The following is a 14639-nucleotide window of genomic DNA, read 5'->3' as shown; positions in this document are numbered from 1 at the left end:
ATATAAGAATTCCGTGTCCGACAACTTTAATGCTCGTTTAATGTGACACTGCCCTCGCGCGAGCGTGAGCCGGTCTCAGATGAACCCTCTGTCATGTCTTTGTCATGCGGACGTAACGGCGTTGCCATGCGAGGCCGCTACCGCGCCTCCCAAGTCGGCTGAAGAAGCCGGGACCACCCGGGGGAATACCATGAAATCGAACCTCTCGACCCGCGTTCGCGGTCGCGTCCTCGCGCACGTACTGCTCACCGGCTGTGCGCTGACTCCGTTGACCATCGCCAGCGCGCATGCGCGTCCCGACGCCGCGACCCCGGTCGGTGCGCCGCGCGCTGCGGGATCGGTCGTCGGTACCGTGTCGCAGGCCGGCAGCGGCGAATATCTCGACGGCGCGTCGGTCTCGATTCCCGCGCTGGACTTGTCGACCGTGGTTGATCGCACCGGACGGTTCTCGCTGCTCGGTGTCCCCGCCGGCCTGCACGAACTCGTGATCCGTTATGTCGGCTTCCCCGACGCACGCCGGACGGTGACGGTCGCCGATACTGCCGTGACGCTCGACGTCGCGATGACCATCGAAGTCAGTGAGAAAGCAGGCGAGGGCGACGAGATTGTCGTATCCGGTTCGCGGCCGATCGCGGAATCCGAAGCTGCGGCGCTTCAGATCCAGCGCACCAGCCCCTCGCTCGTCTCGGTCATCGCCTCCGATTCGATCGGACGCCTGCCCGACCAGAACGTCGCTCAGGCGGTCAGTCGTCTACCCGGCGTCGGCGTTCAGCGCGATCAGGGCCAGGCGCGCTACATCACGCTGCGCGGCGCGCCGATCAACTGGACCACGTTGTCGATCGACGGCATCAACGTCGTCAGCCCCGAAGGTCGCGACGCCCGCTTCGACTCGATCCCCTCGGCGATCGCGTCGCAGATCATCGTGCGCAAGGCCGTCACCCCCGACATGACCGGCGAGACGATCGCGGGCAACGTCGACATCATCACGCGCTCGGCGTTCGATTACCCGGGCATGAAGGTGCAGGCCAAGGGCGGCGTTGGCCATGTCGAACTCGGCAAGAAGACCGAATATGAGGGCTCGCTCGTCATCTCCGACCGGATCGACACCGGCATCGGCGAGTTCGGCATCGTCTCGTCCGCCAGCCTGTATCGCCGCGGCATGGTCACCGACAATTTCGAGACCGATTTCGAGGCGGTCGATCGCGATCTCCGGCCCGGCTTCGAAAACCGCAAATGGGCGCGCGAGACCGAGAACAAGCTGTATCGCCTGACCCGGAAGAACTACTCGCTGTCGACCCGGCTCGACTGGCGCCCTGCACCCGGCCACAAGCTGTTCGCGGAGGCGATCTATTCCGCGTTCGAGGACGACGAACAGCGCAACAACTACATCTTCGATCTCGACGACCAGCAGTCGCGCACCCCCAACGGCACTGCCGCCTGCACCGTCAACACGCGGCCCGCGTCGGGGACGACGGGGTATGCGGATGTCTGCACCGGCAACAGGCCGCTGCTCGGCACGGTTTACGGGATCGATCTCAACTCGAACTTCACCGTGCGCAAATACAAGCAGTCGGTGTTCACCAACACGATCGGCGGCGATCATGAACTCGGCGAGTGGAAGGTCGCATGGCGCGGCAACTACACGCGGTCGATCGACGATCGCTCGCAGCCTGCGCAGCTGAACTATGATAGCCCGTCGTTCGGTACCAACGGCGCGAACGCCGCCAACCGCCTGACCGTCGGCTACGACCTGACCGATCCGCAACTCGCCAAGGTCCAGCTCTTCCGGACGATCCGCAACGCCGACGGCACCTTCTCGCGCGGCGCCCAGGTAACCTCGATCGAGGACTTCCCGCGTACGCTGACGCGATTGCGTTCGCTGAAGGCGAAAGATGTGACCGAGGCGTACACCGCCAAGCTCGATATCAGCCGCGAGGCCTCGGTGTTCGGCGCGCAGACGGTGTTCGCGGCCGGTCTCCGCTACGACGATCGCACCAAGACCGCGAACGAGTATCTGATCGATCTGAGCACCCCCGCCCAGTTCGCCGCGGCGGGCATTCCGACCGGGTACGCCGCCATCGCCAAGCCGGGCGGCTTCCAGGGCGAGATCCCGCTCGGCTACACGTTCCAGTATTTCGATCGGGACAAGATCCTGGCGCTCGTCGAGCAAGCCAAGGCGGTCAACCCGTTCGTGTCCACCGACGCCAATTTCTACGATGTCGGCGAGAAGGTCTATTCCGCCTACGCGATGGCGACGACCACGACCAACTGGGGCAGCGTCATCGGTGGGGCGCGCGTCGAGCACATCCGCAACGACGCCCGTGCGTTCTCGTCGCTCGGCCTGATCGACGTGAAATCGAGCCAGACTCTCGTCTATCCGAGCCTGCACGTGAATTGGGACGTCAACGACCGGATGAAGGCGCGGCTGTCGTTCAACACCGGCGCCGCACGTCCGGATTACGATCAGTTGCGTCCCAATCTGAGCATCAACGACGCGAATGCGACGATCTCCGGGGGCAACCCCGATGCGAAGCCCGAAAAAGCCAAGGGCGTCGATCTCTACGTCGAATACTACACGATGCCGCGCGGCTTCCTGTCGATCGGCGCGTATTACAAGGACGTCACCGATGTCCTGTTCGACTCGACCCGGACCTACGGCCAGACCAACCTGAACGCCGCCGGCGTCGATCGGTCGGGCTATGTCTACTCGACCATCATCAACGGCGGCAAAGGCTACATCATGGGGATCGAGGGCGCGATCCAGCAACAGCTCGATCCCTTTACCGCGGATCTCGGCCTGCCCGATTGGATGGGCGGCTTCGGTGTCCAGCTGAATGCCACGATCAACAAGAGCCGCGCCGATACGCCGGCAACCGGCGCGATCCCGTCGCGGAAAGTTCGCCTGCCGGGTGCTTCGGACGCAATCTACAATCTGATCGCTTATTACGAGAAATACGGATTCTCGGCGCGTGTCTCGTACCAGAACCGCTCCGCATGGCTCGATGCAATCGGTGCGGTGGCGGACGTAGGCGGCACGGTCCGCGGCGTCGACGGCGGTGACTTCTACTGGGCCAAGGACAACGAACTCGACGCGTCCGTTCGCTATGCGATCAACGGCAATGTTGAGATCTACGGCGATTTCGCCAACCTGCTGAACGGGCCGGGCCGTCGCTATGTCGGATCGTCGGCCTACACGATCGAGCATGAGACGTTCGGCCGGCGCTACACCGGCGGCGTGCGGGTGACGTTCTGATGCGCGCGCTTCCCTTTGCCGCGTTGCTGCTCGCGGGATGTGCAACGACGTCGGTCCCGGTGGCGGTCGAGGCGCCGACAGTCGCGGCAACCGCCGAGACCGACCCGGTCGACACCGCCGCCGATGCCGCGGACGATCCCGCGATCTGGCGCAATGCGGGCGATCCGGCGAGAAGCCTCGTCATCGGCACCGACAAGAAAGCGGGCATCCACGTCTACAGCCTGACCGGCAAGCGCCTCAGCTTCACCCCGGCCGCGCGGCTCAACAACGTCGACCTCCGCGATCTCGGGACGCGCGTGATCGCCGCTACCAGCGACCGGGCCGACATCGCTACCGCACATGTCTCGCTGTTCACGCTCGACACGGCGGCGGCAAAGCTCGTGCCCCTCGGCCGCTTCCCGGTCGGTCCGGGCGAGGCTTACGGCATGTGCTTCTGGACCCGCGCGCGCGATCACGCGCTGTTCGGCTTCGTCGTGCTGAAGGACGGCCGCATCGACCAGGTCGCGATCGACCTGTCCGGCGCATCGCCCAAGGTCACGACGGTCCGCTCGATGAAGCTAGGCACCCAGTCCGAAGGCTGCGTCGTCGACGACCGCACCGGGCAGCTCTACGTCGCCGAGGAAGATGTCGGCCTCTGGCGCTTCGGCGCAGACCCAACCGCGCCGGTCACCGCAACCGCGATCGCCAAGGTCGACGGCAAGACGCTGGTCGCCGACGCGGAGGGTCTGGCGCTCGCCCCGTCGGGCAGGAACGGCGGCTATCTCGTCGTGTCGAGCCAGGGCGACAACGCCTACACGCTCTACCGCCTGCCGGGCGTCACCTATGCCGGTCGCTTCCGTATCGGCGGCGGCGCGATCGACGGGACGAGCGATACCGACGGGATCGACCTGATGCTCGGCAACTTCGGCCCCGCCTACCCCCAAGGCCTGTTCGTCGCACAGGACGGCGACAACGCCCCCGCCACGCAGAACTTCAAGTACGTCAGCTGGGCCGGCGTGAAGCGTGCGCTGAAACTGCGCTGATCCTCACGATGGCGCGCCGTCGCAATAGGCGGCGACCATCGTGCGAATATCGACCTGCGCCTTCAACCGCGCTGCAAGCAGGGCGGTACCGCTGATCTTGCGCTGGACGAACAGCATGTCGATCGGCGGCAGGTGCCAGGTATCGCGGTCGCGCGCGATCTCGGTGCCCTGTTCGCGCAGCACGCCTACGAACGCGCGGTCGCCGAAGTCGAACGGGCCGGGTTTGGCGAGTTCGATGAGGATGACGTCGATCATCCGGTCGACCAGCGCGCGGTGCTGGAGCACGGCTGCCTCGCCAAGGAAACCGGCGGCGATTGCGGCTTCGCGTACCGCGTCACGGTCGCCGGCGAGGGCTGCGGTAAGCAGGCGGCGATAACCGTCGCCGGTCTCGGCGGGCAGGGGACGGGCGGCACCGAAGTCGAGTAGGACGAGCTTCTCGGTCTCGGGCTGCCAGCGGTAGTTGGCGAAGTTCGGATCGGTCTGCATCAGCCGCCAGTCGAACAGCTCGCGCAGCACGAGCGAGATCAGATCGTGCATCACGCGGTCGCGAACGTCCTGCGGCGCGGTTTCCAGCGTCTCGACGGGCACGCCGGTGACGAAGCTCATCGCGAGCACACGTGGCGTGGTCAGTTCGGAGTAAAGCTTCGGGACGACGAACTGCGACTGATCGGCCAGCAGGTCGCCGTAGCGCGCAAGCATCTGCGCCTCGCGGAGGTAATCGGCCTCCTCGTGAAGCTGCTTCTTCGCCTCGTCGAGCAACGGCGCGATATCGAGCGACTTGGGAAGCATGCCCGATACGCGCAGCAGCGTCGCGACGTTGTCGACGTCGGCGTCGATGCTCTCCTTGACGCCGGGATACTGGACCTTGATCGCCAGTTCGGTGCCGTCGGGCAGGCGCGCACGGTGGACCTGGCCGATCGAGGCGGCGGCAACGGGGTGCGCCTGGAAATGTGCGAATTTGCGGCGCCAGTCCTTGCCCCATTCGGCGGCAAGCACGCGATCGAGCTGCTGCGGCGGCATGTGGTTCGCGTTGTTGCGCAGGCGCGCGAGGATGGTCGCAAGCTCGGGCGGAAGCATGTCGCCCGCGTCCATCGAGATCATCTGCCCCAGTTTCATCGCGGCGCCGCGGAGGTGGGAGAGCTGGTCTGCGACGCGGGTGGCGTTGGCGGGGGTGAGGAGGAGGTCGCCGATCTTCGGGCGTTCTCCGTTGGCAAGACGGCGAGCGCCTTCGGCCACAACTCCGCCAGCGACACCGCCAGCGAGCTTGCCGAAGACGCCGAGGCGGGCGAGGCGGCCGCTGGGGATGGCGCGTCCGGCACTGTTGCCGCTGTCTTCGGTCACGGGTGTTCCTTGGGTTTTGGGTGCGGTGCGTCTCGGACGGGATATGGGTGGCTCTATCGGTCGATCAATCGGCCTCCCGGCGCGAAGTTAACCGAAGCTACCCCTCCTTGTTCTCCCGCGGAGGCGGGAGCCCAGACTGGGTCCCCGCCTTCGCGGGGAAACAACCTTGGCGCGGACGCATTCGACCCCATCCTCCATCGTCATCCCCGCGCAGGCGGGGATCCATAAACTCGACCGCTCGCGAGTCGATCGCGCGGCCAGCCTGTATGGGTTCCCGCCTCCGCGGGAATGACGGGAGGGGGCACTGTTCTGATCTCCCCGCCCATCCGAACTCGCCGGGAGGAAGAGGAGTGATCTCGTTGGCCTGAATGAGAAGAGGGCGCCCGGATTGCCCCGGGCGCCCTTCTCATTCAGCGACGTGGCAAAGCCACGCCGTCGGTCGTCGCTACACGACGCCGGCCGACAGCGGATATCCGCTGCGCGGATCGGCGCGAGCGTGGTCGCGCCTTACCCGCTGTAGTACATGTCATACTCGACGGGGCTAGGCGTCATCTCCCAACGCGCAACCTCGGCGTACTTGATCTCGACATAGCTCTCGATCTGGTCCTTCGAGAACACGTCGCCCTTCAGCAGGAAGTCGTGATCGGCGAGCAGGCATTCGAGCGCCTCGCGGAGCGAACCCGCGACGGTCGGGACCTGGGCCAACTCTGCCGGCGGCAGGTCGTACAGGTTCTTGTCCATCGCTTCGCCCGGATGGATCTTGTTGAGGATGCCGTCCATGCCCGCCATCATCAGCGCCGCATAAGCGAGATACGGGTTGGCCAGCGCGTCCGGGAAGCGCACTTCGACGCGCTTCGCCTTGGGGCCGGTGCCGTACGGAATGCGGCACGATGCCGAGCGGTTGCGCGCCGAATAGGCGAGCAACACCGGCGCTTCGTAACCGGGGACGAGGCGCTTGTAGCTGTTGGTCGACGGGTTGGTGAACGCGTTGACCGCCTTGGCGTGCTTGATGATGCCGCCGATGAAATACAGGCACATGTCGCTCAGGCCCGCATAGCCGTTGCCGGCGAACAGCGGGGTCTTACCTTCCCAGATCGAGAAATGCGTGTGCATCCCCGAACCGTTGTCCTCCTTGATCGGCTTCGGCATGAACGTCGCCGTCTTGCCGTACGCATGTGCGACCTGGTGGACGACGTACTTGTAGATCTGCATGCGATCCGCGGTCTGTGTCAGCGTGCCGAAGGTCAGGCCCAGCTCATGCTGCGCGGCCGCGACTTCGTGGTGATGCTTGTCGCAGGGCAGGCCCATCTCGATCATCGTCGAGACCATCTCGCCGCGGATGTCGACTGCGCTGTCGACCGGTGCGACCGGGAAGTAGCCGCCCTTGGCACGCGGACGGTGGCCGAGGTTGCCGCCCTCATATTCGCGACCCGAATTGCCCGGCAGCTCGATGTCGTCGATCTTGTAATAGCTGGTCGAATAGCTGTTTTCGAAGCGGACGTCGTCGAACATGAAGAATTCGGCTTCGGGGCCGACATACACGGTGTCGCCGACGCCGGTGGTCAGCAGATACGCCTCGGCGCGCTTGGCGGTCGAGCGCGGGTCGCGGGCGTACAGCTCGCCGGTCGACGGATCGCTGATGTCGCAGATCAGGATCATCATAGGCGTCGCCGAGAACGGATCGACATAGACCGCGTCGAGATCGGGCTTGAGCGTCATGTCGCTCTCGTTGATCGCCTTCCAGCCCTCGATCGACGAGCCGTCGAACATCAGGCCGTCGGTCAGCTCGTCTTCGCCGATCAGGCTCGCGACCATCGTCAGATGCTGCCACTTGCCCTTGGGATCGGTGAACCGCAGATCGACCCACTCGATCTCCTGGTCCTTGATCATATTGAGAACGTCGGAGGCCGAATTCGCCATGATGCTTGCCCTTCGTTTTGAGATTTCCGCCGTATCAGGCGGGGAATCTAATTGCGGTATGGAACGGAATTTCCACACAATGTTGCGTCGCGTCAAATGACGATGTCGTCACTCGTCGTCAACGCAATATGCATGGCTAGGAACTAGATTGCGTCGTCGTCGCGTTCGCCCGTGCGGATGCGGAGCGCGCTCTCGACCGGGATGACGAAGATCTTGCCGTCGCCGATCCGGCCGGTCTGCGCGGCCGCAGCGATCGCCTCGACGACGCGTTGCGCGAGCCCGTCCTCGACGACGACCTCGAGCTTCACCTTGGGCAGGAAGTCGACGACATATTCCGCGCCGCGGTACAGTTCGGTGTGGCCCTTCTGCCGGCCGAAGCCCTTGGCCTCGGTCACGGTGATGCCGCTCACGCCGATCTCGTGCAGCGCTTCCTTCACCTCATCCAGCTTGAACGGCTTGATGATGGCTTCGATCTTTTTCACAGGTACGCCCCCGATTGTCGTTGAAACCCTCGCCCTTTCGGACGAGCCGTCCGCCCTGAAGGGCGCCTTGCACCAAGCGTGCCAGCCGCAGCGCCCTCGGGCAACCGCGGAATATCGTTGATTTCACTGCCCGAAATTGCGGCACCTGGGCGGTGCGTGCGCAATCCAAGGGCAGGGGAGCCGATCACAGGATTTCGTGCAGCCGCGCGATCGGGCGGCCGAGCCGGACGCCCTTGTCGGTCTCGACCAGCGGGCGCTCGATCAACAGCGGATCGATCATCATCGCGTCGAGGATCGCCTCGGCGTCGCCATGCTTGACCGCCTTGGCGCCATCCTCGGCCATGCGGAGCCCCTGGCGCGGCGTCATGCCCGCGCGGTCGTACAGGCGGACGAGTTCCGCGCGGGAGGGAGGGTTCTTGAGGTATTCGACGATCATGACGTCCGCTCCTGCCTCTTGCAGCAGGGCAAGCGCCTCGCGGGACTTCGAGCAACGCGGGTTGTGGTAGATCGTCGCCTTCACGAATACTCCGTCATGTCGAACTAACTTTGGCCAGAACCAGGCCCAACCACTTCTTGTTCTCCCGCGAAGGCGGGAGCCCAGACTGGGCTCCCGCCTTCGCGGGAGAACAAGCTTTAGTACCATCGAGCGATTAAGCCCCCTGCTTGGCCAACCACTCTTCCAGCCACTTGATCGTGTACGCGCCTTCCTGGAACTCAGGATCGTCGAGCAGCGCACGGTGCAGCGGAATCGTCGTCGTGACGCCTTCGATCACCATCTCCTCCAACGCACGCCGCAACCGGCGCAGCGCACCTTGCCGGGTCGTCCCATAAACGATCAGCTTGGCGATCATCGAGTCGTAGTAAGGCGGCACGCGATACCCGGCATACAGCCCGCTATCGACGCGCACATGCATCCCGCCCGGCGCGTGATACACCTTCACCAGCCCCGGCGACGGCGCGAACATGCGCGGATCCTCGGCGTTGATGCGGCACTCGATCGCATGACCGCGGAACTGGACGTCTTCCTGCCGCAGCGTCAGCGGATGACCCTCGGCCACGCGGATCTGCTCGCGTACCAGGTCCAGCCCGGTGATCATCTCGGTCACCGGATGCTCGACTTGAAGGCGCGTGTTCATCTCGATGAAGTAGAACTCGCCCGCTTCCCACAGGAACTCGATCGTCCCCGCGCCGCGATAGCCCATGTCGGCCATCGCCTTGGCGACGATCCTGCCCATCCGCTCGCGCTCTTCGGCGGTGATGATCGGCGAGGGGGCTTCCTCGAGCACCTTCTGGTGGCGGCGCTGCAACGAGCAGTCGCGCTCGCCCAAGTGGATCGCGTTACCCTCACCATCGCCGAAGATCTGGAACTCGATATGCCGCGGATTGCCGAGGTATTTTTCCATGTAGACGGTGGCGTCGCCGAACGCGGCCTTCGCCTCGCTGCCGGCCTGCTGCATCTGCGTTTCGAGGTCTTCGGCGTCGTTGACGACCTTCATCCCGCGACCGCCGCCGCCGCTAGCGGCCTTGATGATCACCGGATAGCCGATGTCCTCGGCGATGCGCTTCGCCTCGGCGATGTCGCTGATCGCGCCGTCCGAACCGGGGACGAGCGGCAGCCCGAGAGCGCCCGCGGTCCGCTTGGCCTGGACCTTGTCGCCCATCGTCCGGATGTGCTCGGGCTTTGGCCCGACGAACAGGATGTTGTGCAGCTCGACGATTTCGGCGAACTGCGCGTTCTCGCTGAGGAAGCCGTAGCCCGGATGGATCGCGTCCGCGCCCGAGATTTCGGCGGCGGAGATGATGTTCGGGATGTTCAGATAGCTGTCCGCGGCGGACGGCGGTCCGATGCAGATCGCCTCGTCCGCCAGCCGGACGTGCATCGCGTCGGCGTCGGCAGTCGAGTGCACGGCCACCGTCTTGATGCCCATCTCGTGGCAGGCACGGTGAATCCGCAGGGCGATCTCGCCGCGATTCGCAATGAGCAGTTTCTTGATTTGCGGCATTATTCGACCACAACGAGGGGCTGGTCGAACTCGACCGGCTGGCCGTTCTCGACCAGGATCGCGGTCACGGTGCCGGCCGACGGCGCGACGATCGTGTTCATCACCTTCATCGCCTCGATGATCAGCAACGTGTCGCCGGCATTGACCTTCTGGCCGACCGTCGAGAACGGCTTCGCCTCGGGGTTGGCGGCGAGATAGACCGTGCCGACCATCGGCGACTTGACCGCGCTCGCGCTGATCGCGGGGGCGGATGCGCCGACCTCGGCCTGCGGGATCGACAGCGGTGCGGAGACGGGGGCCGGGGCGGGTGCCGGCGCATAATGCGCGACGGGTGCCGCTTGGGCGGCCTTGCGCGCGACGCGGATCCGGCGCGAGCCGTCCTCGACCTCGATCTCGGTCAGCTGCGTGGTGTCGAGCAGTTCGGCGAGCTGGCGCACCAGTGTCACGTCGACCTGCATTGCACCGGTGTTTTCGGTTGTATCGTTCATGGCGGGGCCTCCTGTCAGAACCGTGCGACGGCTTCAAGCGCGAGCAGATACGAAAGCGCACCGAAACCCGCGATCGTGCCCTTCGCCGCCTGACCGACCAGGCTCACATGCCTGAACGATTCTCGCGTATGGGGATTGGAAAGATGCACTTCGATCACCGGCGTCTTCACGCCCTTGATCGCGTCGTGCACCGCGACCGAGGTATGCGTAAACGCGCCGGCATTGAGGATCACAGCCTTGGCCCCGCGCGCCTGCGCTTCCTGGATCCAGTCGACGAGGTGCCCCTCGTGATTCGACTGGCGCATGTCGATCTCCAGGTCGAGCTCGCGGGCGCGGTCCTCCAGCATCCCGGCGATATCGTCGAGCGTCTCGTCGCCATAGATTTCCGGCTCGCGCGTTCCCAGCAGGTTGAGGTTGGGGCCGTTCAGGACGAATATCGTATCGGGCAAGGGCGGCCTTTCGGTTACGGGTCGGTTGCGAGTGCTGCGGAGCGGTCTCTATATGCGCGTCACGCCATTCCTTACAGGCCCGTCTCGCGACAAGTCGAGCCGCGCCGTCGCTATATAGTGGACCATACACCCATGCCCCATTCCGATGGCACCGTCTCGATCACCGTCAACGGCGAACACAAGCGCGTGTCCGCCCGGCTGTCGCTGGCCGATCTCGCGACCGAACTGGGGCTCGTGCCCGAGAAGATCGCGGTTGAACGCAACATGGAGGTCGTGCCGCGCTCGACACTGGCGGACGTTATGGTCGAGGACGGCGACGACCTCGAGATCGTGCATTTCGTCGGCGGTGGCGACCATGAGGACAGCTGGACCGTCGCCGGCCAGACCTTCAAGTCGCGGCTAATCGTCGGCACCGGCAAGTACAAGGACTTCGCCCAGAACGCGGCCGCGGTCGAGGCGTCGGGCGCGGAAATCGTCACCGTCGCCGTCCGCCGCGTCAACGTGTCGGATCGCAATGCGCCGATGCTGACCGACTTCATCGACCCGAAGAAGATCACCTATCTCCCCAACACCGCCGGCTGCTTCGATGCCGAGTCGGCGATTCGCACTCTGCGACTGGCGCGCGAGGCCGGCGGCTGGGAGTTGGTAAAGCTCGAAGTGCTCGGCGAGGCCAAGACGCTCTATCCAGACATGGTCGAGACGCTGCGCGCGACCGAAATCCTTGCGAACGAGGGCTTCAAGCCGATGGTCTATTGCGTCGACGATCCGATCGCCACCAAGCGCCTCGAGAACGCGGGCGCGGTCGCGATCATGCCGCTGGGCGCACCGATCGGCTCGGGGCTCGGCATCCAGAACCGCGTGACGATCCGCCTGATCGTCGAGGGGGCAGGGGTGCCCGTGCTGGTCGACGCCGGCGTCGGCACCGCGTCCGATGCCGCGGTGGCGATGGAGCTGGGCTGCGACGGAGTGCTGATGAACACCGCCATCGCCGAGGCGAAGGACCCGCTGATGATGGCCGCCGCGATGAAGGCCGCGGTCGAATCGGGGAGGCTCGCGTATCGTGCCGGGCGGATGGGACAGCGTCGCTATGCCGATCCTTCGAGTCCATTGGCGGGGTTGATCTGAAACATAGGTCATGACGCAAACGTCACGGAACCCACGGTAAAGACGGCCGTTATACCTTAGCAAGTTCAAGCGGCCCGGTTGGCGGGTACGCAAAAGCAAGTGGAGGCTCTGATGGGCGAGTTCACCGACAAGGTCGCAGCAGCAGGCAACAAGGTTGCAGGCAACGTCAAGGAAGCCGTCGGCAAGGCGACCGATAACGAGAAGCTGGTAGCCGAGGGTGAAGCGCAGCAGGCCAAGGGCACTGCGCAGAACGTCAAGGGCAGCGTCAAGGGCGCACTTGGCGACGACATCTAAGCTTTAGCTCGGTGCAGGAATACAGGCCGCTTCGGGAAACCGAAGTGGCCTTTTCTTTGGGTGGTCGCTTGAGGCTGCACCGCTACCCACGACCACCCCGGCGAAGCCCAGGGCTCAAGTGGGGGACGATCCTGATGAAGGGCGGCGCGCCGTTATCTTGGACATGCCAATTGGGCCCGGCCTTCGCTGGGGTGGTGCAGAGAGCCGAACCAAACCACCTTGCCCTACCGCCCAAACCCCATCACGAGCAGTCCTATGACCCTCCCGACCCGCAGCTACGCCGCGTTCCTGTTCGACATGGACGGCACGATCCTCACCTCGATCGCCTCCGCCGAGCGCACCTGGACGAACTGGGCGATCGCGCATGGCCTCGATGTCGCGACGTTCCTGCCGACGATCCACGGCGTGCAGTCGGTCGAGACGATCCGCCGCCTTGGCCTTCCCGGTGTCGATCCGGTAGCGGAGGCCGCAGCGATCACTGCGGCAGAGATGGAGGACGTCGACGACGTCAAGCCGATCGCTGGCGCCGCGGCCTTCCTGGCCAGCCTGCCGCCCGAACGGTGGACGATCGTGACCTCGGCCCCGCGCGCGCTTGCCGAAGTGCGGTTGAAGGCCGCCGGATTGCCGATCCCCGCAACCATGATCGCCGCAGAAGACGTCGCCAACGGCAAGCCTGCGCCTGATTGCTTCCTGCTTGGTGCGGAGCGACTCAAGGTTGCAGCAACCGACTGCCTCGTGTTCGAGGACGCCGCCGCCGGTATCGCCTCTGCCGAAGCCGCAGGTGCAGATGTCCTGATCCTGACCGAAACCCACCAGCCGGGGCATTTGCCGGACGCAGATCATCTTCGCGTCCGCAACTATACCGGTATCGCAGTCATAGAGGATGACGACGGAGGCATCAGGCTAACCCGCCAGCCGCATTGAAACTTCAGTGAGCGATGTCGTCTCGAGCGCGTGCAATCAGTGCATCTAGCGCCGCTTCGTCGAGTCGACCGGCGGTCTGCAACGCCGCCTCGGGCGTCAGCGAGATTATCGCGCCGTCTGGCCCGTCGATGACCACCTCTCCATTCTCATAGAAGACAGTGCGCGGTTTGGCGTGCGGCTGAGTCATCGGCGATCTCCCGTATAGAAAGAGAACGTCCGAACTGCGCGGCGGGTCCCGGCCGCACCGGCCCAACCTCGTGGCGCCTCAGCCGGCGACCGATTCGCCCATCCAGCGATCGAACAATTGCGGCCATAGCGATCCCGGCGATCGCGGCGACAAGCGCGTGCCAAAACCATGCCCACCATGTTGCAGGAAGTGCGCTTCGGTCGGAATATTGACGCGCCGGGCGGCGGCGAGCATATCCACCGTGTTCGCAACAGGTACGGTCTTGTCGTCCTCTGCATGCAACAAGAACAGCGGCGGCGTCCCGGGACGCAGCTGACGATCGATCGCGTAACGCGCCTGCACAGCGGGTAACGGATCGGGACCCAGCAGGTTGGCGCGCGATCCGCCATGGCTACGGCCCGGATCGACGTTCGACACCGCATACATCAGTCCGGCAAAGGCAGGGCGTGCGGAATGGCGATCGGCGGCGTCGATCGGGCTGTATGCTTGGTAATCGTGGAGGACGGTTACCGATCCCGCCAGATGACCACCTGCGGAAAACCCGAGCACGCCAAGCTTGCGCGCGTCGATGCGATAGGCGCGCGCATTGGCGCGGATCAGTCGCATTGCCCGCTGCGCATCGGCCAGCGGCACGTCGGCGCGGTCAGCCCAGCCTTCACAGGGCAGGCGATAGCTCAGCACGAACACGGTGATCCCGAAGCCGTTCAGGACGCGCGCGACATCGATTCCCTCGTTGCGCAGCGACGTGAGATAATAGCCGCCGCCGGGCATCACCAGCACCGCGCGACCATCGGGACGCTGCGGGCGGAACACACCGACCTCAGGCCGCGCGACGCCGCGCATCTTGATGTCGCGATACCCATTCTCTCGGGTCGCGATCTCGGGGTTCGGTCGAGGGAGCGGGTTCGGCGCGCCAGCGGGGATACCCGGCCAGAGCAGAAAATGCTCGGCGGGGGGCCAGACCGGGATGTCCGAAGGTCCGGGCAACGCAGTGGCTTGCGCGAAGGCGGCCGGTGCAATGCCAGCGGCCAGGGGGAGTGACAGGAGCGAGCGGCGATCGAAGGTCATGCCGCGATGCTACACGATGGAAGGGAAGCGGGGGAAGGCTTGGCAAACGCGCGAGGTGGATTTCGCTGCTTTTGCCGGAAGCG

14 protein-coding genes are annotated in these 14639 nt (G+C 65.0%); 5 read left to right on the top strand and 9 right to left on the bottom strand.

Annotation, left to right across the window (positions count from 1 at the left end; genetic code table 11):
- Positions 1–190 precede the first annotated feature (190 nt).
- Positions 191–3253, top strand: coding sequence for a TonB-dependent receptor (locus C8J45_RS13285; RefSeq protein ID WP_181321217.1), 3063 nt, complete (start codon positions 191–193; stop codon positions 3251–3253).
- Positions 3253–4275 (top strand): phytase, encoded by a 1023-nt coding sequence (locus C8J45_RS13280; RefSeq protein ID WP_107963629.1) that lies wholly within the window; start codon positions 3253–3255, stop codon positions 4273–4275. Before C8J45_RS13285 ends, C8J45_RS13280 begins: the two co-directional genes overlap by 1 nt.
- Positions 4276–4278: 3 nt before the next feature.
- Here C8J45_RS13280 and C8J45_RS13275 read toward each other — a convergent pair whose 3' ends face one another.
- The 7 genes from C8J45_RS13275 to aroQ all read right to left on the bottom strand — a co-directional run bounded on the left by C8J45_RS13275 (position 4279) and on the right by aroQ (position 10958).
- Positions 4279–5616, bottom strand: a complete 1338-nt coding sequence (locus tag C8J45_RS13275) for an AarF/ABC1/UbiB kinase family protein (protein ID WP_107963628.1) — start codon at positions 5614–5616, stop codon at positions 4279–4281.
- A gap of 507 nt (positions 5617–6123) precedes the next feature.
- A complete protein-coding gene (gene glnA / locus C8J45_RS13270; protein ID WP_056062965.1) occupies positions 6124–7536 on the bottom strand; it encodes a type I glutamate--ammonia ligase in 1413 nt (470 codons plus the stop codon).
- 143 nt (positions 7537–7679) lie between these two features.
- Positions 7680–8018: a P-II family nitrogen regulator gene (locus C8J45_RS13265; RefSeq protein WP_055875939.1), complete on the bottom strand. Its 339-nt coding sequence runs from the start codon at positions 8016–8018 to the stop codon at positions 7680–7682.
- Positions 8019–8202: 184 nt separating this feature from the next.
- Positions 8203–8538, bottom strand: a complete 336-nt coding sequence (locus C8J45_RS13260; protein ID WP_107963627.1) for an arsenate reductase family protein — start codon at positions 8536–8538, stop codon at positions 8203–8205.
- A gap of 130 nt (positions 8539–8668) precedes the next feature.
- Entirely contained in the window at positions 8669–10021 is a 1353-nt protein-coding gene (accC, locus tag C8J45_RS13255) for an acetyl-CoA carboxylase biotin carboxylase subunit (protein WP_107963626.1), read from the bottom strand.
- Positions 10021–10509 (bottom strand): acetyl-CoA carboxylase biotin carboxyl carrier protein, encoded by a 489-nt coding sequence (gene accB / locus C8J45_RS13250; RefSeq protein WP_107955192.1) that lies wholly within the window; start codon positions 10507–10509, stop codon positions 10021–10023. The genes accC and accB overlap by 1 nt, the downstream gene beginning before the upstream one ends.
- 14 nt (positions 10510–10523) lie before the next feature.
- Positions 10524–10958: a type II 3-dehydroquinate dehydratase gene (gene aroQ, locus C8J45_RS13245; protein ID WP_093399197.1), complete on the bottom strand. Its 435-nt coding sequence runs from the start codon at positions 10956–10958 to the stop codon at positions 10524–10526.
- 132 nt (positions 10959–11090) lie between these two features.
- Between aroQ and thiS the strand changes: the two genes are divergently transcribed.
- The 3 genes from thiS to C8J45_RS13230 all read left to right on the top strand — a co-directional run bounded on the left by thiS (position 11091) and on the right by C8J45_RS13230 (position 13301).
- Positions 11091–12083, top strand: a complete 993-nt coding sequence (gene thiS / locus C8J45_RS13240) for a sulfur carrier protein ThiS (RefSeq protein WP_107963625.1) — start codon at positions 11091–11093, stop codon at positions 12081–12083.
- A gap of 111 nt (positions 12084–12194) precedes the next feature.
- Positions 12195–12377: a CsbD family protein gene (locus C8J45_RS13235; protein WP_056050734.1), complete on the top strand. Its 183-nt coding sequence runs from the start codon at positions 12195–12197 to the stop codon at positions 12375–12377.
- Between the two features lie 255 nt (positions 12378–12632).
- Positions 12633–13301: an HAD-IA family hydrolase gene (locus C8J45_RS13230; RefSeq protein ID WP_107963624.1), complete on the top strand. Its 669-nt coding sequence runs from the start codon at positions 12633–12635 to the stop codon at positions 13299–13301.
- Between the two features lie 4 nt (positions 13302–13305).
- Here the strand turns inward: C8J45_RS13230 and C8J45_RS13225 are convergent, their stop codons facing one another.
- Together C8J45_RS13225 and C8J45_RS13220 are read right to left on the bottom strand one after the other, a co-directional pair.
- Positions 13306–13488, bottom strand: coding sequence for a hypothetical protein (locus C8J45_RS13225; protein ID WP_107963623.1), 183 nt, complete (start codon positions 13486–13488; stop codon positions 13306–13308).
- Between the two features lie 78 nt (positions 13489–13566).
- Positions 13567–14556: an alpha/beta hydrolase gene (locus tag C8J45_RS13220; protein WP_107963622.1), complete on the bottom strand. Its 990-nt coding sequence runs from the start codon at positions 14554–14556 to the stop codon at positions 13567–13569.
- Between the last annotated feature and the right edge of the window lie 83 nt (positions 14557–14639).

Origin of the sequence: Sphingomonas sp. PP-CE-3G-477, from assembly GCF_003050745.1 — a bacterium.
Classification (GTDB): Bacteria; Pseudomonadota; Alphaproteobacteria; order Sphingomonadales; family Sphingomonadaceae; genus Sphingomonas.
This window is presented reverse-complemented; position numbering and strand designations above follow the sequence as displayed.